Genomic DNA, 18,186 nt, shown 5'->3' with positions numbered 1-18,186 from the left:
ACAGACGGGTGGGGCGCGGAAACCTCATCGGTGCGAGCCGATCCGGTCGCCCGGATCATTCCCACGTGATGTCGCCGTGGATTTTCGCCTGGGGCGGCAGGAGGGGAGCACCCTCGGGCGTGCGGGTGACGATCTCGATCCGCGGTGCCCGTCCCATCACCACGGTTCCGTCGGCTCTGATGCCCATTACGGGGGCGTTGGGGATCGGCGCACGCGACGGCACCACGAGGGTGTCGCCGATCTGAACCGGCGGCATGGTTCCCTGCGTTCCCCCCGTGAACTCCCGCGTGGCCACTCTGATCGCGTCGGCGGCTTCTTGCGGTGGCAGACGCCGGGGCAAGGCGTTCATCCTCCGGATGAACTCGCGGTACGGGTTGCCGCGGAATCCCCCTGCGGACATCTCCCTGGCCATGCGCGCGCCGAACGCCTCACCGGACTCCGCCAGCACCGGCGGCCGGGGTGGGACCGGGTCGCCACCGCCGATCCGGGCGACGCGGTTGAGCAATGCCCTCAGCGCCAGGCCCGCCACCAGGGTGACGGCCAGCACCGCCAGCTCGTGCTGCACCTGCTCGGCCAGCTCACGGCGGGCGCGCAGGGCGCATTCTGCGAAGCGAGGCGTGGTGGCCGGGGAAAAGGTCGTCGGGGCCACGACGGCTCCGCCCGCCCCGTGGTAGAAGGCCACGGGTGAGCCCTGTCCCGGTGCGGGCGGTCCCGCCGGGATGGCCCGCATCGCCTCGATCCGGTCCGGGTAGATCGCGGAATCGGACGCATTCGCTGCGGCGGCCCCGAAGTCCACGTCGGTGTGCCGGGGTGACCTGTTCGAGTTCGAACGTCACTTCGTCTCGTTGCACTGACTTGGCCGCCACGAGTGCCGCCGTCGCGTGGTTTCCCGCTGTGCGCTGGAGCGTCAGCAAGCGCGACGCACCAAAAACAGGCTGCGGCGCTTTCGTGTTTTCCCGGCGAGTTTCCCTGGAATCCTCTCCCTGCGCGACCGCCCTGGCGTCCATACCCTCCAGTTTCGTGCCGGCCCGCCCGGGCCGGAAGGGATGCGGGTACGCGCGCATGGACAGCCGGGTCTTCAATTTCACCGGTTTTTCGAGCGGTATTCGTGCATGCCGAACCGAGCCGAACCGCCGGGACAGTAGGCCGGCGCCTACGTGCTCGGCGACCCGGCTGGTCACGCCGGCCTCGCCCGGAGGAGCCTTCGCCGGGTACGAGCGCCTGCTGCGGCCGGTAAGGGATCGGTAAGCGGTGGCTGGGCCCGGCCGGGCGGTTTGCCCGGTTGAATACGGCGGACGACGAAGGAGAACGACATGAACCGCGCGCGACGCCTGCTCGGCCGCCCCTGGTTCGCCGGCGTGCTGGTGGCGAGCCTGATCGCGGTCGCGGCGGGCCTGTACTGGTTCCAGCCGTGGCAGCTCTGGGTGGACGAGACCGTGAACGAAAGCCTCCCGGCCGCTCCCGCCCCGGCGTCTTCGGTGGCCCAGCCGGTGTCCACGGCCCCGTCGCCGGTCGAACAGGCCGAGCCGGCCGAGCAAGCCGAGCCGGCCGAAGTGGCGACCGGCACCCTGATCAGCCACGAGCACCGCACCACCGGCACGGTCCGGGTCCTGCGCGGCCCCGGTGGATCGCTGGTGCTGCGCCTGGAGAACCTCGCCACCAGCAGCGGCCCCGACGTGCACGTGTGGCTCACCGACGCGCCGGTGAAACCGGGCAAGGATGGCTGGGGCGTCTTCGACGACGGCAAGCACCTCGACGCGGGCCGGCTCAAGGGCAACAAGGGAAACCAGAACTACGAGCTTCCCGCGGGCACCGAGCTGGCCGGCTACACGAGCGTGAGCCTGTGGTGCGACCGCTTCGATGTGTCGTTCGGCGCGGCGGAGCTGACCCGCACGGCCACCTGATGGCCCCGCGCTCGTCCGTCGCCCGGTAGCGCGTCCGATCGACCGATTGACGGGCGGAGGTCGGGCGCTAGGCTGTGGGAGCGCTCCCAGAAACGGCAGGAGAATCCGATGGCCGATCAGCGACGACGTCACCTGCGCCCGCACACCGTGGGTGGTGTCCTGGCCGCGTTGCTGGGCGCGCAACTCGTTGCGGTACCACCGGCTTCCGCCGCCGAGCTCAGCCTGTCGGTGGACCTGTTCGCGGCGCGGCACGCCATCAGTCCCGACATCTACGGGATGAACGGCGGCGATCCCGCGCTCGTCGCCGAACTCGGCACCCCGGTCTCGCGCTGGGGCGGCAACGCCAGCAGCCGCTACAACTTCGAGAACCACACCTACAACACCGGCAGCGACTGGTACTTCGAGAACATCGTGGCCGGCCCGGACAACACCCTCGAGGCCTACGTCCAGCGCAATCGGGACCGCGGGATCAAGCAGGTCGTCACCCTGCCGATGTCCGGGTGGGTGGCGAAGGACTCGCCGGCGTCGCCGCACGCCTGCGGTTTCCCCGCCACCCGCTTTCCTGTGCAGGACTCGTTCGACCAGTGGGACGCCAACTGCGGCAACGGACGGCAGAACAACACGGAGCTGACCGGCGCCGACCCTGCCGACACGTCGATCCCCGCGGACGCGTCCTTCGCGGGCGCGGAGGTGTCACACCTGGTCAGCCGGTTCGGCCCGGCGGCGCGCGGCGGCGTCCCGATCTACGAACTGGACAACGAACCGGTGCTGTGGAGCTCCACCCACCGCGACGTCCACCCCGGCCCGGTGAGCGACGACGAGCTGGGCACCAAGAGCACGGCGACGGCCAAGGCGATCAAGGCGGCCGATCCGCGGGCGGCCGTGCTCGGCCCGTCGGGCTGGGGGTACTGCGAGTGGGTCGCCTCCGGGTTGGACGGCTGCGCGCCGGGCGCGGACGCCGCGGCCCACGGCGGGCTCAACCTGTCCCAGTGGTTCCTGAAGAACATGAAGGACGCGGGCAACGCCGCCGGCAAACGGCTGCTCGACTACTTCGACCAGCACTACTACCCGCAGATCAGCGGCGACAAGACGCCCGAGGCCAACGCGTGGCGGCTGCGGTCGACGCGTTCGCTGTGGGACCCGTCCTACGTCGAGGAATCCTGGATCGGCCCGAGCGGGGTCAACGCGCCGCCGCTCCAGTTCATCCGCACGATGAAACAGTGGGTCGCCCAATACAACCCGGGCACCAAGACCGCCATCACCGAGTACAACTGGGGCGCCCTGGACGACATCAACGGCGCGCTGGCGGAAGCCGACGTCCTCGGCATCTTCGGCCGCGAGGGCCTCGACCTGGCCACCATCTGGGGCGAACCGAAACCGGCCGACCCCGCCGCCTACGCGTTCCGCATGTACCGCAACTACGACGGCGCCGGAAGCAAGTTCGGCGACGTGAGCGTCTCGGCGGCCAGCACCGACCAGGGACAGCTCGCGATCTACGGTGCGCAACGCCGCTGCGACGGCGCCCTCACCCTGATGGTGATCAACAAGACCGGCGCCGACCTCACCGCCCCGCTGTCGATCGCCGGGTCGGGCAGCGGCAAGGCGCAGCGGTTCACCTACGGCCCGGCCGACCTCGCCTCGATCGCGCGAGGAGCCGACCTGCCGGTGAACCGCGGCCGCGTGACCTCGACGTACCCGGCGAACTCCATCACCCTGCTGGTCCTGCCGCAACGGGGCTGAGCATCGGCTTCGCGGGCCGACGTCGCCGGGCCGGATCGATCACCCGGATTCCGGGCGGTGCCACCACTTCCTGGTCAGTTTGGCGGCCCACGCCGAGCGAGGCGAGGGAAGCCCCGCCGGCGCGTGATCTCCTGGCGGAGGGTCTCCCGGTGCGGGCGAGTACCGCAAGGGCCGGCCGGTTTCCAGCAGGCTTTTGAGGCTGGAGAGCATCATCGGCCATTCGGGCTGGGCGAGGTCGATGAAGGTGCCGGACTGGTCGAATTGGCGGGTCCGTACCGTCAGTTGCGTGGTCTCGCCGAGGGGCTCGAGCTCGAAGGAGACCGTGGACAGGTGTTCGCCGCCGCTTTCGAGGTCACCGGCCCTGCTCCAGCTGTAGGTCAGGAGGTAGGGCGGGATCACGGTGTGGACGACACCCGTGCCGTGCGGGTTCGTGCTCCGCACGACGGAACACGGCTGCCAGTCGGACCGCAGCGACATGCCGAAGCGCCACAGCGGCACCAGATCGGGGGCAATCAGTGCCTGCCACACCCGCAGAGGTGCCGCGCGCAGGTAGATCGTGAAGCTGAGGCTCGTTCTGGGAAACTCTTCCGCTCCGGTCATGGCTCGCCTCCTGAACCAGTCAGCGCAACGGCCGGGTACTTCGCGAAACGGCCGGCATGGCAGATTACCGCCTTTTCCCGCCAGCCCGGCCGTGTTGTGTCGGATTCCCCGTGGCTCGTTCGTGGAAGAGGTGTGCCCGGCACCAGGCCGGGCCACCGGGGAAGGGGTTCACCATGACGGGTCACTCGGCAGGCGAGGTCAGGCCGTTGCGGTTCGGGGTCGTTGCGCCGATCACCGGTGACCTGCCGGCCTGGCGTGATCAGCTGCGGGGCCTGGCCGGCAGCGGTTACTCGACGATCTTGCTGCCCGACGTGCCGCAGTGGCAGCCGGCACCGGGCCCGGCGCTCGCGGTGGCGGCGACGATCACCGGCCTGCGCGTGGGCACCTGGGTGTACGCGTCTCCGATCCGGCCTGCGTGGATCACCGCGTGGGAGGCCCACTCGCTGTCCGTGCTCACCGAAGGCCGGTTCGAGATGGGCATCGGCACCGGCCGGCCCGGGATCGCCGGCCAGCTCCGTGAGCTGGGCCTGCCGGCCACCCCGGCCGGCCGGCGGCTGAGCCAGGTGCGGGACGTGGTCGCGGCCCTGCGTGATCTCGACGGCCCGGACCGGCACACGCCGGTGGCCATGGCCGTGGGCGGCCCGAAGGCGGAAGCGCTCGCCGCGGAACTCGCCGACACGGTCACCTTCGTGATGCCGCAGATCGAGACGCGAGCCGAGACGAGGCAACGGGTAGCCCAGTTCGACAACCGCCGCGGTGCGGAACTGGCGTTGCACGTGCCGGTGGTCGGCGACTCGGTCGCCGCGTTCATGGCCGGACCCGGCACCGACCCCGCCGCCGTCCGGGCCGCCGACTCACTGGCGTTCCTGCCCGGCGATCCTTCGGCCGCGGCCGAGGAGATCCGACGGCGGCGGGAGGAGATCGGGTTCTCCTACTTCGTGGTCGGCGCCGACGCCGCCGGTGCTCTCGCACCGGTTGTCGCCGAGCTGGCTGGACGGTAACCGCGTCGCTGCTACGAACCGCGGTGGAAGGTGACCGTGAAGCCGGTGCAGGAGGCGCACTGGTACACCGTCTGGTTGCCCGGCTCGGTGTCCTGTTTGGACCACGCGTACGCCTTGGGGCAGTGCGACTTGATCGCGTCGCTGTAGCTCGTGGGCGCGTCGCGGTTCGGGTTGACGCAGTTGATCAGGGTGCCGGACGGGGAGTACTGCCGGTTCGCGGCCGGGCAGTAGGACAGCAGGTTCTCCGGGCAGCCCGCGGTGCCGCACGACGCCGAACCCGGCGGTACCGCCGCGTTGACCGGCTCGATCGTGATCGGGACGGAGAACGCGTTGACGTAGCTGACGTCGTACCACGGGGCGAGCCCGTCGGCGGTGTCGAAGTTGAACTCGGCCAGGCTGGCCGGCTGTTCGCCGGTCGTGCAGTGGTCGGCGTACCCGCCGCAGTCGCCGACCAGGCAGTGGAAGTCCCGGCCCGACGTGCCCGTGCATCCCTGGCGGGCGAAGAACTTGCCCCGCCAGTGGCCGGGCGCGGACGCTTCGGGGACCGTGACGGTCGCCGACTGCCCGTCGGCCAGCGTCGGCAGGCTCGCGAAGTTGGCCGATCCGTCGGCGTTGACGGTGCTGCCCAGCCAGATGGTCTGGCCGGTGTGGTTGACGAACGTCACCGTGTGGTTGGCCGCCGCGGTGGCCGGGCTCGCCGGCGCACTGACGGTCAGGGCGACGACGATGGCCGCGGCCGAGGCGAAGAGCCGCTTGAACATCCGGTGTGGACCTCCGTTCGGTTCCGGTGCGGGTGGGGGATCAGCCGGCGGCCCGGTAGGCGGCGCCGCTGGCGTTGGGGGTGGTTCCCGTGTAGAGGCCGGTCGGGGTGGTCGACGTCGACAGCGAGAACCAGGCGTAGCGCTCGACGAACGGCAACCCGTTCAGCATCGCCGTGGACCGGCTGACGAAGTCGGCCTGCTCGGCCGCCGACGGATAGCGCGGGGTGGGGCCGGAGAAGTCGATCAGCGCGTACTCGGTGACCCAGATCGGCCGGTGGTAGCGGTTGTACACCGCTTGCAGGTACGACTGCAGCTGCCCGGTGGCGGCGGTCGAGAAGTCGCCGCCGTACCAGTGCAGCGGGATGAAGTCGACGCGGTAGCCGCGCGCCGCCGCGCCGCTCATGAACCGGTCGAGCCAGCCGCCGGGGGTGTCTCCGCCGTAGGCCACGGCCGGCGCGCCCAGCCGCAGGCCCGTCGCCTGCAGCTGCGGCCAGAGGTCGAGCGCGGTCTCGACCGGCATCTCGGCTTGGCCGGCCAGGTCGGGTTCGTTGAACGCGAGCAGCGTGCTCCCGGACGCCTTCGCCTGCTGCAACTGTGCCGGGGTGACGGAGCCGCGGCCCCAGATCATCGGGACGAACTCCGTGCCGGCCGGTGCGGTGATGCCCTGGGGGTCCGCGGCCCAGGTGTAGAACCACCGGGCGCCGACGTCGGCGAGTGCGGTGGTGACGCCGGAAAAGGCGGCCGCGCTGACGCCTTTCTTGGTGCCTGCCGCGGTCGCCGGGGCCGTCGGCCCGCCGGCGATGACGGCGGCGGCGACGGTCACCATGAGCAGGAATTTCCTGAGCTGGTTCATGCCGGTTCTCCGGGTCACGAGCGGACGAACGACCAGGTCACCGGAATGTTGCCCAGGGCGGGGTCGGCGAGCTGGGCGAACGCCGGTGCGCTCAGGTCGATGTGCGCGCTGTCGCAGCTCGGGCACTTGTCGGCCACGGGGACGGTAATGGTCCGGCCGTTGTAGGAGACCCGGACGGAAACGCCCTGGCACAGCGGGTCGTTGTTCGGGTTGGCCGTGGTCCAGTACGCGGCCGGCGCCGCGACGAGCATTTGGGTGGCGGCGTCGATCTGCGTGCCGCAGGCGCCGAAGCCGGCGTCGTTGTAGTAGGTGGCGCGCCCGTTGACCGGCTGGTCGAAGGGGATGTCGGCCCACGCCGTACCGCTCATCGTCAGGGGAAGCGCGGCGGCAGCGGCCAGCGCGGCGAGCGACTTGGTGGTCTTGCCCATATTCCGTCCTTTCCCTTGCGAATGGGTTTCGCGCCGGATGCTACTGCGCCGCGCAATAGTTCGCTATGACAGAGAATTGTCCGGACGACATTCGTTGTCAACGTTGACAACGGGCGCATGGGCGTTCATTTCGGAATCTATTGAATAGCGCTTCGGGTATTTCGGAAAACGTCGGCCGGCCGGGGGTTGCCCGCGCAAGCCGCGACTGCGGACGCTCACCCCGCGCCGGCGCAGGCCTCGGCTTCGGTCAGGTACCGCGCCACCGGCCCCAAGGTCAGCATCCCGCTCGCCGCGCCGGCGTGTTCACCCGCGGCGTCGCGCAGGCTCTCCGCGGCGGCGGCCGCGATCCCGCGCTCGCCGAGCCGGACCGCGGCGTGGGCGGCCAGGCACCACATCGCCTCCTGCAGGTGGTCGCGCGGGGGTTCGGGCGCCGCCACGAGGGCGGCACGGGCCGCCTCCCGTTCCCCCTGCGCGAGCAGCACGTGGGGCTGGGTCCACGGGCGGTACGGCCCCCAGTCCAGGTGCGGCCCGGTGGGCGCGGGCCGGTCGTGCAGCAGGCGCAATCCCAGCAGCGCCAAGGGAAACAGGCCGCGGTGCAGTCCCGGCATCCCCGCCGTCCGGAGGGCGTCCTCGGCGGCGCGGTACTGCGCGGCGGCCGTGGCGGGGGCCGGGCCGCCGGGTTCCGTGCTGCGGGCGGCCGCCGCCCGGGCCCGGAACCAGGCGGTGAGGACGGTGACCAGCGGTGACTCGGCGGTGGCCGCGAGCTGTTCGGCTGCCGTGGCGTGCTCGGCGGCGGTGTCGAGATCGCCGGCGGCCGAAGCGGACTGCAGCCGGGCGAGCCGGCCGAGCACGGCGAAGGCCGGCAGCTCGTGCCGCGTCGCCACGTCGAGGATCTCGGCGCCGACCCGGTCCCGGACGGCCGCCAGCCCGGGGCGGCTGAAGGACTGCAGGAACACCCCGTTGAGCGCGAACGCCAGCAGCGCGGGATCGCCGGCGCCGCGGGCCAGCGCTTCGGCCTCGTCCGCGGCTCGCCGCGCGCGTTCCCGCTCGGCGGCGGTGAGATCGCCGCTGCGGCTCTCGACGGCGACGGTCGCCAGGAGACGGGCTCTCAGGTCGGGCGGGCTGCCGGAACCGAGCGCGGTGAGCGTGCGCTCGGCCGCCGCCACGACGGCGCGCGACTGCCCGAGGTCGTCGGCCCGGCTCCAGATCGCGGGCACGTCGTAGGCGCCGATGATCCGGGCCGTCAGCCCGAGGTCGCCGGTGCGTTCGGCGGCCTGGATCGCGGCCAGGCGGTCGCGCCGCGAGTGGACGAGGGCGTCGCCGCCCGCCAGTGCGAGGGTGCGGGCCAGGTCCACGGTCGTGCGCGGGCCGAACCGGGCACCGGGGGCCGGCCACGCGGTCCCGGCCCCGGTCAGTATTTCGTTCTCCAGCCGCTGGAGGTCGGGCCCGGGGTCGAGCCCGAGCTGGTCGACGAGCATCGCGCGAGCACGGCGGAGGGTCGCCAGCGCGTCGGCCTGCCGTCCGGCGCGGTGCAGGGCGCGGGCCAGCAGCCCCCAGGCCGGCTCGCGCCACGGGTGTTCCGTGACGTGGGCGCCGAGCTCGGCGACGAGGTCGCCGCCCGCCCCCGAGTCGAGGAGCACCCGGGCGCGCAGCTCCACGGCCGTCAGCCGCAGCTCTTCCAGCCGGGTCCGCTCGCGCTGGGCCCACGCGGCGTCCGGCACGTCGGCGTAGGCGGTTCCCCGCCAAGCCGCCAGCGCCGCGCCGAGGTCGGTCACGGCGCCGGCACTCCGCCGGGTCCGTTCCAGGGCGTCCTCGAACCGGTGGACGTCCACGTCCTCGCGCGGCAGGCGCAGCGCGTAGCCCGGGCCTTCGGTGACGATCACCCGCGGCGGGGTGCGGGGCGGCCGGGCGGGTTCGAGGGCGCGGCGGAGGGCGGCGACGAACGTGCGCAGCGCGCCCACGGCGCGGGCGGGCGGATCGGTCCACAAGTCGCCGACGAGCGTGTCGGTGGTCACCATCCGCCCCTCGGCCGCCACGAGCCGGGCGAGTACTTCGCGATGGCGTGGCCCGCCCAGGTCCACCGGGCTCCCGTCGTCGCGCAGCGCCCGCACGGCGCCCAGCACGTCGATTCGCATGGCCCCATCATCGCCGGTCGGGGACCGGCCGCGCCGCTTGCGCTGATCGGTTGCTGATCGGCGCCGTCCAGCCTGAGCGGGTCGAGTTCACCCCAGCGGAAAGACGGCTTCCATGACACTCACCATCCCCGGGTTCGACCAGCTCCGCCTGCCCGGCGCCGACGGCGTCGAACTGGCGGCCGCCGTCGGCGGCAGCGGCGACCCGCTCGTGCTGCTGCACGGCTTCCCGCAGACCCACCTGATGTGGCGGCACGTGGCCGAGCGCCTCGCCGGCGAGCACACGGTGATCTGCCCCGACCTGCGCGGCTACGGCGCCAGCGACAAGCCGGCGGCCGACGACCGGAGCGTGTACGCCAAGCGGACCATGGCCGGCGACGTGGTGAAGCTCGCGTCGGCGCTCGGCCACGAGCGGTTCGCCCTCGTCGGCCACGACCGGGGGGCCCTGGTCGCCTTCCGGGCGGCCCTGGACCACCCCGAGTCCGTCACCCACCTCGGCATCCTCGACGTGGTGCCGACGCTCGACATGTGGAACGTCCTGCACGGCGTCCCGGCGGCGGTCGGCTACCACCTCTTCCTCATGGCCCAGCCCCCGGGCCTGCCCGAGACGATGATCGGGGCCAGCGCGGACGCGTTCTTCGGCTCGTTCCTCGACGCGTGGGCCGGCGACCCGGCCGCGATCCCGGCCGACGTGCGCGCGGAGTACCTGCGGGCGAGCGCCGCGGCGGTGCCGTCGATCGTCGCCGACTACCGCGCCTCGGCGGACATCGACGTCGAACACGACCAGGCCGACCTCGACGCCGGCTCGCAGCTGCCCATGCCGGTGACGGTCGTCCAGCAGGACTGGGGCGCGCAGCTGGGCTACGACGCCGCCGCCGTGTGGAAGGCGTGGGCGCCCGACCTGGACCACCGGCTGACCCGGGCCGGGCACTTCATGGCCGAGGAAGCACCCGGCGAAATCGCGGCCGCGATCCGGGACCTGCTGGCCCGCTGAGCGGCATCGAGACCCGGCGGAGGGGGACCACGCGCCGCGCCCCCGGCGATCCGTCCACTCGGGACACGGTGGCGGCGGCCGCGACCGCCGGGAACGGGCGTCCGGGGCCGGCGCGATGGTGCGGGTGGGGGGTGACCAACCGTCATCGCATCGGTGGAAGATTTCCCGAATTCTCCCCGATTGATGGCTTGAATCGGCGTGTCACCTGTGGGATCCGATTGTTGCCAGTTCGACGGCAACCCGGCGTGGAGCTGTCCTCGATACGGGGGACAAGGCGTGACACATGCCCCAGTAATATCACTCTGAGTTGCCCGATGAAACCCGTGGGAAATTACCCTTTGGTCATGAAGAGATCTTCTCCGTGTGCGAGAAAGCCGCCAACCAGGTGAGTCGTTGTGCCGGTCGAAGGGAAGGCGGCTACGGTGGGCTCCGTGCCGTGAGATCGCCCCCGGGGGTACCCGATGCAATTCAGAGTACTTGGACCGCTGGAGGTCAAGGACGGGCCGGCTGTCCTCAAGCTGGGCGGGCCGCGCCAGCGTGCGGTGATGGCGGCCCTGCTGCTGCGCCCCAACGCTGTGGCCAGCATCGGCTACCTCGCCGGTGCGGCCTGGGAGAGTCCTCCGGTGGCGCCGGAGTCCAACATCCGCACCTACATCGCCGGGCTGCGCCGGCGGTTGTCGGCCGGTGGTGCGGGCTCACGCCTGGTGACTCGCGGCGGCGGGTACGAATTGGTCGTCACCCGGGACGAACTGGACCTGCTCGATTTCGAAGATCTGGCGAATCGCGGGGTGCAATCGCTGCGCCAGGGGGATCTCAAGATCGCCGTCCGGTATTTCGAGCGGGCGACAGGTCTCTGGCGCAGCCGGCCGTTGGAGGACCAGTCGGTCAGTTCCCAGTTGCAAGCCGAAGTGACCCGGTTGGAAGAGCGTCGATTACACCTCATCACCCTCTGCCTGAAAGCCAAGATCGATCTCGGGTGGCACGACGAGGTGATAGCCGAACTCTCCCGGCTGATTGCCGAATACCCGCTCAGGGAGGAACTGTGGGCCCAGCGGATGCTCGCGCTCCACCGCGCCGGACGTCAGGCGGAGGCCCTGGACGCGTTCGGGCAGGCGCGAGAGCGCTTGGCGGCCGAGCTGGGAGTCGAGCCGGGGCAGGCGCTCCAGCGGCTGAGACAGCGGATTCTCGCCGGCGACGGAAAACTCGCTCCACCGGCGCCCCGGCACCCCGGACCCTACTGCTGCCTGCCGCGCGACATCGGCGACTTCACCGGCCGCGACGCCGAGACCGGATTCCTCCTCGCCACGCTGGGAGCCGATCTCCGGACGCGCCAGGCGCCGGCGATCTCGGTGGTCGACGGCATGGCGGGGGTGGGCAAGACGGCCTTGGCGATCCACGCCGCGCACCTGCTCGCCCCCCGTTATCCGGACGGCTGCCTGTACGTCGACCTGCACGGTCACGCGGCGGAACACGCCCCGGAGGACTCGGCCGCCGTGCTGCAGGACCTGCTCCACGCCCGGGGGGTCCCCGCCGACGCGATCCCGGACGGCCTCGAACCGCGGGCCGCCCTGTGGCGGTCCGAGCTCACCGGCCGCAGGGTGCTGGTCGTGCTGGACAACGCCGTCAGCGCGGCTCAGCTCCGCCCGATCCTGCCGGCCACGGGCGGCAACGCGGTCCTGGTGACGAGCCGGGGCCGGCTGACCGATCTCGACCCGGCCCACTCCCTGTCCCTGGAGGTGCTCCCCTCGGGGGAGGCGGAAGCGCTGTTCTCGCGCGTGCTCGGCGACAGCCGCGTGCTGGGGCAGGTGGAGTCGGTCGGCGCGGTGGTGCGGCTGTGCGGCTACCTGCCCCTGGCCATCCGGATCGCCGTGGCCCGGCTGCGTTCCCGGCCGCTGTGGACGGTCGACTACCTGCTCGAACGGCTCCGCCGCACCGGTGAGCTGCACGCACTTTCGGTGGGCGACCGCAGCGTGGCCGCCGCGTTCACCCTGTCCTACCGGCACCTCCCCGCGGACCAGCAACGCTGCTTCCGCATGCTCGGCCTGATCCCGGGACCGGACTTCGACACCAACGCGGTCGCCGCCCTCTGCGACACCTCGTGGGCGGAAGCGGACCGGCTGGTGGAACAGCTGCTGGACGTCCACCTGCTGGAACAACCCGCCGCGGGCCGGTACCGCTTCCACGACCTGGTCCGCAGCTACGCCCGGCAGCTCGCCGCGGACCACGACGGGCCGGACAGCCGTCCCGCCCTGGGCCGCCTGTTCGACTACTACCTGGCCGGGGTCTCGACGGCCGTGCGGGTGGTGGCACCCCAGGACGCTCCGCACGGCGAAAACGCCCCGCCGACGCGGGTGTCCCTGGACCTGTCCGGCCGCGAGCAGGCCATGGCCTGGCTCGACGTGGAGCGGGCCAACCTGGTGGCCGCCGCCACGTACGCCTCCGGTCACGGCTGGCCCGCGCACACGAGCCGGCTGTCGATGTTCCTCGGCCACTACTGCCACCTCCGCGGCCACCGCGAGGACGCGCTGGCCCTGCACACCCACGCCCTCAGCGCCACCCGGCGCACCGGCGACCGCGCCCGCGAAGGGCACGCGCTGAACAGCCTGGGGGTCGTGTACTGGTGGCTGGGCCGGTGCGACAAGGCGGTGCCCCACCTCCAGCGCGCGCTCGACGTCGCCAGGGACACGGGCGACCGCGGGCTGGAAGGCACCACGCTCACCACCCTCGGCGGGGTGTACTGGTGGCTGGGCCGCTACGACAAGGCCGTGACCCTCATGCGGCTCGCTCTCGACCTCGCCCGGGCGGTGGGTGACCCCGGTCTCGAGGGACGCGCGGCCGGCAACCTCGGCATCATCGACGGGCGGGCAGGACGCTACGAGGAGGCCACGTCACACCTGCGACAGGCCCTCGCTCTCGCGCAGGAGACCGGCGACCGGACGCTCGAAGGGCACACCCGCCGGGCCTTCGCCGTGGTCTTCACCCAGACCGGACAGTACGAAGAAGGCCTGGCGCAGCTGCGGCAGGCCCTCGCGCTCGCGGAAGAGACCGGCGACCGGCCCCTGGAGAGCCAGTGCCGGCAGGCCCTGGGGGTCATCTTCGCGTTGACGGGACACCACGAGGCCGGCCTGGCGCACCTGGAACACGCCCTCGCGCTCGCCCGGCAGGCCGGTTACCGCCACCTCGAGGCCGAGGCGCTCAACCGGCTCGGCGAGGCCGACCACCTCGGCCGCGACCCCGGCGCCGCCGCCGAGCACCACCGCCAGGCCCTCGTCATCGCCGTCGAGATCGGCAACCGGTACGAACAGGCCCGGGCCCACGCCGGCCTCGCCGACGTCTACCAGGGCGCTCATCGCATCCTCGAGGCCATCGAGCACTGGGGGAGCGCCCAGGAGCTCTACGCCCGGCTCGAAGTGCCGGACGGCGGTGCCCTGCGCCGGCGCGTCGACGCGGCCTACGCCCGGTGCGGCCACCGGCGAGCGGCCGGCGCGGAGTCCCTCCGTCCGGGCCGGCACCGCTGAGCGGGCGGCACGTCCCAGGAGGTCAACCGCCGGGGTCCGGGTTCGGGTCCGGACGGTCACCACCGGGGTGCACGCCTGGCGACGGCCACCAGACGTCCTCCGCATCGAGCGCCGCCGTCGCGTACTTGCCCAGCGCGCTGATGATCAGGCGCAGTTCGAGGGCGAGGCAGTCGACGAGCCGGATCAGCCCGGCGGCGGGGTCCTCGTCGGCGGCCAGCAGCGCGGCCCGGCCGAGCCCGACGGCCCGGGCGCCGAGCGAGAGGCTCTTCGCCGCGCGCGTGCCCTCCCACATGCGCCCGCTGACGAGCAGGCACGAGGGCTGCGGGCCGATCCGGTACAGGCACTCGGCCAGCGGCAGCCCGACGTGGTCCAGGAACGAAGTCGGTGCCCAGCCGGTGCCCCCTTCGGCGCCGTCGACCGTGACGGCATCCGCACCCGCGGCCCACGCGGTGATCGCCGCCGCCTGCACGTCCCGCGCCGGCGGGAGCTTCAGCCAGACGCGTGCCTGCGGATAGTTGTTCCGCATGAGGCGGATCTGGTGGCGCAGGATCTCTTCGGTGAAGGTGCCGGGGCTGCTGCAGCGAAGCCGGTTGCCGCGGCCGGACAGGTCCTCGACGGCGTACCGGTCCGCCACCCGTGCCGCGCGGTCGGCGTCGAGGAGGGTCATGCCGCCGAGCCCCGGTTTGGCGCCCTGGCCGACCTTCAGCTCGAGGGCGAGGCGCCCGGTGCTCAGCAGCGGCTGGGTCGCCGGGTCGCTGTAGAGCTGGTTCCACACCTCCGCGTCGGCGTCTTCGGTGCTCTGCTGGACGGTGACGCCGCCGACCCCGTCGGCCACCGCCTCGGTGTACGCGCGGATCCGGCCGACCAGCGACTTCCGGACGGTGTCGTCGCGGCCGTAGCCGTCGATCGGGACGACGTTCTCGCCGATCACCAGGGGAATGCCGAGACGACCCGCCTGTCGGCTGACCGCGATGCCGAGGTCGGCCTGCGCGACCTGCGTCGACCCGAACGCCGACACGTAGACCGGCAGCGCCGACCGGAACCCGCCGATCCGCGTGTCCAGGTCGACGTCGCCGTGCATCGGCTCACGGGCGAGGTCGATCAGCTTCTCCAGCCGTTGCGGCATGAACACCGGGGGCACCAGACGCATCCGGTCCAGGACGTCCAGGCCCGGCCGGTCCGGTGGCGTGGCGCCGAACATCGTGCTGCCGTACAGGTGCTCCGCGGGGAAGACGGCCGCCACCCCGGCCCGGGCACGGGCACGGACCGCCTGCTCGGGGAAGCCGGGTGCGTGGACCGGTGTCACGGTGAGACCACCCCGGGAACCTTCGGGTAGGCGCTGACCTGCCACACGCACGGCAGACCGGTGAGGTAGCGGGTCAGCCGCTCCACACCGAGGCCGAAACCGGAGCTTCGCCGGATCCCCTGCCTGACCATGGTCAGGTACCAGCCGTACTTCGCCGGGTTTTCGCCGGTTTCGCGCATCCGCGCGATGATCCGGGCGTACTCGAACTCCCGCTCGCTCCCGCTGATCAGCTCGCCGTAGCCCTCCGGCGCGATGAGGTCGAAGTTGCGCAGCACGCCCGGCGAATCCGGGTCTTCCCGATCGTAGAAGCCGCGTGAGCCCTTGGGGTAGTCGGTGACGAAGAACGGCCGGACGGCTTTGTGCGACAGCATCGCCTCGCCGGTCCAGTCGATCTCCGCCTCCGGGTTCTGCGAGTGCCCGAGAGCGGCGAGGTCGCCGACGGCGGTGGCGTGGGTGATCCGGTCGAAACGCTGCTGCAGCGTCTCGGTGAACGCGCCGGTGTCGCGGCCCAGCGCCTCGAGCTCGCCGGGCAGCTCGGCGACGACCTGGCGCACGGCGTGGACGACCACGTCTTCGGCGACCGCCATCGCCTCGTCGCGGCCGGCGTCGGCGATCTCGACGTCGATCTGGTGGAACTCGGTGAGGTGCCGGCCCGTCGGCATGGTCTGCGGCGGCTCCAGCCGCACGTTGGGGGCGATGCAGAAGATCCGGTCGAAGGCGAGCAGAGAGGCCTGCTTGTAGAGGATGGCGCTGGTCATGAGTTTGTACCGGTGACCGTAGTAGTCGACGTCGACCTGTTTGGAGCCGCGCACCCCCGGATCCGTGACCGGGCCGATGATCGGGGGCAGCACCTCGACGAAACCCCGGGCGTGCATGCGCTGCCGCACCGCGGCGAGCATGTGGTGCTGCACCAGCAGCGCGGACCGGGTGGCCGGGTTCGTCAGGTGCTCCCGGGGCGGCGGCGGGCACGGCATGGTGTCGGGCTCCTGCTGGTTCACGGGCGGCTCCCTGCCTCGCGTGCGGCTTCGTCGAACGTGCGGGCCAGATAGGACAGCGAACTCAGCAGGCCCTCGGCCGTCATCCGCGGCCGGCGGCCCGCCCGGCCGGGCGGGCCGATGGGGAGGGAACCGACCTCGAGCCAGTGCAGGCGGCCGCCGGGCCCGAGGTAGCTGGTGGCCCGCCCCGGGTTGTCGGGGTGCAGGCAGAACGGAACGTCCAGGAAGCCCCGCTCGAAAGCCGCCACCACCGCGCGCCCGACGTCCTCGTGCAGATCGAGAACGCGGTCGAGCAGGGCTCGTGCTTCCGCGTAGACCTCGGTGTCGCCGGCCGGTCGGCCCGCTTCCGGGCGGGGAGCACTTCTCGCCGCCGTCGCGGCCGCCTCCAGCGCCTCGACGTTTTCGGCGATCGTCGGGATGCGGTGTGCTTCCGAGACGGTCTTCACGATGAGCCGCGCCGCGCCGGTGCTCGCCGCGAGTGCGGCGGCCTGCTCCAGCAGCAGCCTCGCCCCGCCGCGCGTCTTCGGGTGGACGCCCATGTAGGTGTAGAGCACGATGTGCCACTCGGTGCCGGACAGCAGGGACCCGGCCAGTTTGTCCAGCGCGCCCAGGGCCTCGCGGTCCTGGGCGGCGCTGGTCTGCTGGGCGTAACTGAGCGAGATGCTGCGAAGGCCGTGCTGCCGGAAGAACAGTCCTTCGAGGACACTGAGCGCGACGAGCATGCTCGGCGGGCAGAGCTGTCCCATCAGGCAGCCGCCGAAGGTCTCCAGGTGTGGCTCGACACCCGGTCCGCGCAGGGCGGCGAGGAACTCGCAGCACCTCGCCCAGCTGCGCACCGATTCGCGGAGCGGAATCCGGCTGTAGGGCAGGCAGTACGAGACCGGGCCCCCCTCGGTCGCCGACAGGCCCGCTCGGACGAGGGCGTGGACGATGTCCTCCGGACCGGCGGCACCGTGGCGCACCTGCACCGGGAAACTCGGGTCGTGGACGTCCCGCAGCACCGCCCGGGTGGTCGCGGTGTCGTGGGTGACGATCGGATATCCGTTGAGGTCGGCGCCCGTGTCCAGCGCGGCGCGGGCGGCCGCGTGGTCGCCCACCCTCGTGTAGCTGTCCAGGGTGATCGTCCCGGCGGTGGTCGCGGCCGCGTGTTTGACCGCGACGAGGCCCGCGCGCATCAGCTCCGGCGTACCGAAACCCATTCTCGGCTGCACCACCAGCTCGCCCGCGCGGCTGGCCTCCGCCACGAACCCGCCGAACGATTCCGGCCCTAGCATGGGACGGTCACCGGTTCGGGCAGCGAGCCGAGGAACGCTTCGAACGGCGCCATGCTGTCCGGGCGGTGGAAGACGGCGTCGAAACCGAGGGCCAGCAACTCGCCGATCGCGCGTTCGCCGTCCTGGTCGCCGGTGCCGAGCTTGCCGCCGATGACGATCGCGGTCCCGGCGAGTTCCGGCACCCGGCGCAGCGGGCCGATCACCCGCGCCCCGTCGGTGAACCCGTGCCCGTTGACACTGCTCAGCACGATCAGCTGCGGGCCGTGGCGACGGCATTCGGCGACCAGGAGCCGGTCGGGCACGCAGGCGCCGACGTTCACCACCCGGTGCCCCCGTTCCGTCAGGAACAGCTGCAGGTACAGGAGGTTCCAGGTGTGCGAGTCGGACGCCGTGCCGCTCACCACGACGTCCAGCCCCCGGTTCGCGCGCGTGGCGGGATAGCTGTTCACCGGTGTCCTCCAGTCGGTCAGCCACGGTTGCCGTGCTGTGCGTCCATGCGCTCGCGCAGGCTGCGCGGCCGCATGTCGGTCCACACGGCGTCGACGTGGCTCATGCAGTCCTCCTTGCTGCCCGTCTTGCCCGCGAACCGCCAGCCCGCCGGCACCTCGTGCGAAGCGGGCCACAGGGAATACTGCTCCTCGTCGTTCACCAGGACCTGGTACTCGATGTCGTCGTCCACC

16 protein-coding genes are annotated in these 18,186 nt (G+C 72.1%); 5 read left to right on the top strand and 11 right to left on the bottom strand.

The annotated features are described in order from the left end of the window. Nucleotides 1–55 precede the first annotated feature (55 nt). Nucleotides 56–796, bottom strand: a complete 741-nt coding sequence (locus AB0J55_RS12375) for a hypothetical protein (protein WP_364246641.1) — start codon at nt 794–796, stop codon at nt 56–58. Nucleotides 797–1,313: 517 nt separating this feature from the next. Here AB0J55_RS12375 and AB0J55_RS12370 point away from each other — a divergent pair. Both AB0J55_RS12370 and AB0J55_RS12365 read left to right on the top strand, forming a co-directional pair. Further along, entirely contained in the window at nt 1,314–1,904 is a 591-nt protein-coding gene (locus tag AB0J55_RS12370) for a DM13 domain-containing protein (RefSeq protein WP_364246639.1), read from the top strand. A 108-nt stretch (nt 1,905–2,012) separates the two neighbouring features. Then, the gene (locus AB0J55_RS12365) at nt 2,013–3,644 is read left to right on the top strand and encodes a glycoside hydrolase family 44 protein (protein WP_364246636.1); all 1,632 of its coding nucleotides are present in this window, start codon (nt 2,013–2,015) and stop codon (nt 3,642–3,644) included. Nucleotides 3,645–3,683: 39 nt separating this feature from the next. Here the strand turns inward: AB0J55_RS12365 and AB0J55_RS12360 are convergent, their stop codons facing one another. Continuing rightward, nucleotides 3,684–4,244: an SRPBCC domain-containing protein gene (locus tag AB0J55_RS12360; protein WP_364246633.1), complete on the bottom strand. Its 561-nt coding sequence runs from the start codon at nt 4,242–4,244 to the stop codon at nt 3,684–3,686. A 173-nt stretch (nt 4,245–4,417) separates the two neighbouring features. On the opposite strand from AB0J55_RS12360, the gene AB0J55_RS12355 reads away from it, so the two are divergent. Then, nucleotides 4,418–5,245, top strand: coding sequence for an LLM class flavin-dependent oxidoreductase (locus tag AB0J55_RS12355; RefSeq protein WP_364246631.1), 828 nt, complete (start codon nt 4,418–4,420; stop codon nt 5,243–5,245). 11 nt (nt 5,246–5,256) lie between these two features. Here AB0J55_RS12355 and AB0J55_RS12350 read toward each other — a convergent pair whose 3' ends face one another. From AB0J55_RS12350 to AB0J55_RS12335, 4 genes are all read right to left on the bottom strand, one after another. Continuing rightward, complete coding sequence (locus tag AB0J55_RS12350) at nt 5,257–6,006, bottom strand: thaumatin family protein (RefSeq protein WP_364246628.1); 750 nt, start codon at nt 6,004–6,006, stop codon at nt 5,257–5,259. A gap of 40 nt (nt 6,007–6,046) precedes the next feature. Continuing rightward, nucleotides 6,047–6,859 (bottom strand): glycoside hydrolase family protein, encoded by an 813-nt coding sequence (locus AB0J55_RS12345; protein WP_364246626.1) that lies wholly within the window; start codon nt 6,857–6,859, stop codon nt 6,047–6,049. A 14-nt stretch (nt 6,860–6,873) separates the two neighbouring features. After that, nucleotides 6,874–7,287 carry a cysteine/serine endopeptidase inhibitor gene (locus AB0J55_RS12340; RefSeq protein WP_364246624.1) on the bottom strand — a complete coding sequence of 138 codons (414 nt, stop codon included), beginning with the start codon at nt 7,285–7,287 and terminating at the stop codon, nt 6,874–6,876. Between the two features lie 215 nt (nt 7,288–7,502). Then, nucleotides 7,503–9,422: an AfsR/SARP family transcriptional regulator gene (locus tag AB0J55_RS12335; RefSeq protein ID WP_364246622.1), complete on the bottom strand. Its 1,920-nt coding sequence runs from the start codon at nt 9,420–9,422 to the stop codon at nt 7,503–7,505. A gap of 112 nt (nt 9,423–9,534) precedes the next feature. Here AB0J55_RS12335 and AB0J55_RS12330 point away from each other — a divergent pair, with 112 nt between their 5' ends. Both AB0J55_RS12330 and AB0J55_RS12325 read left to right on the top strand, forming a co-directional pair. Then, nucleotides 9,535–10,413, top strand: a complete 879-nt coding sequence (locus AB0J55_RS12330; RefSeq protein ID WP_364246619.1) for an alpha/beta hydrolase — start codon at nt 9,535–9,537, stop codon at nt 10,411–10,413. 461 nt (nt 10,414–10,874) lie between these two features. Beyond that, the gene (locus tag AB0J55_RS12325) at nt 10,875–13,931 is read left to right on the top strand and encodes a BTAD domain-containing putative transcriptional regulator (RefSeq protein ID WP_364246614.1); all 3,057 of its coding nucleotides are present in this window, start codon (nt 10,875–10,877) and stop codon (nt 13,929–13,931) included. 22 nt (nt 13,932–13,953) lie between these two features. Here AB0J55_RS12325 and AB0J55_RS12320 read toward each other — a convergent pair whose 3' ends face one another. Genes AB0J55_RS12320 through AB0J55_RS12300 form a run of 5 tightly spaced genes read right to left on the bottom strand, consistent with a single transcriptional unit; the run spans nt 13,954 to nt 18,185 of the window. After that, entirely contained in the window at nt 13,954–15,237 is a 1,284-nt protein-coding gene (locus AB0J55_RS12320; RefSeq protein WP_364246612.1) for a glutamate synthase-related protein, read from the bottom strand. Then, nucleotides 15,234–16,235: an asparagine synthetase A gene (locus AB0J55_RS12315; RefSeq protein ID WP_364246610.1), complete on the bottom strand. Its 1,002-nt coding sequence runs from the start codon at nt 16,233–16,235 to the stop codon at nt 15,234–15,236. The genes AB0J55_RS12320 and AB0J55_RS12315 overlap by 4 nt, the downstream gene beginning before the upstream one ends. Next, a complete protein-coding gene (locus AB0J55_RS12310) occupies nt 16,232–17,506 on the bottom strand; it encodes a methylaspartate mutase (RefSeq protein WP_364246607.1) in 1,275 nt (424 codons plus the stop codon). The genes AB0J55_RS12315 and AB0J55_RS12310 overlap by 4 nt, the downstream gene beginning before the upstream one ends. After that, nucleotides 17,500–17,955 (bottom strand): cobalamin-dependent protein, encoded by a 456-nt coding sequence (locus AB0J55_RS12305; protein ID WP_364246605.1) that lies wholly within the window; start codon nt 17,953–17,955, stop codon nt 17,500–17,502. The genes AB0J55_RS12310 and AB0J55_RS12305 overlap by 7 nt, the downstream gene beginning before the upstream one ends. Before the next feature lie 17 nt (nt 17,956–17,972). Continuing rightward, entirely contained in the window at nt 17,973–18,185 is a 213-nt protein-coding gene (locus AB0J55_RS12300; protein WP_364246602.1) for an MbtH family NRPS accessory protein, read from the bottom strand. Nucleotide 18,186 lies beyond the last annotated feature (1 nt).

Origin of the sequence: Amycolatopsis sp. NPDC049688 (genome assembly GCF_040674975.1) — a bacterium.
GTDB lineage: Bacteria > Actinomycetota > Actinomycetes > Mycobacteriales > Pseudonocardiaceae > Amycolatopsis.
Note: the sequence above shows the minus strand (reverse complement) of the source record. Positions and strands in the feature narration are given on the sequence as shown.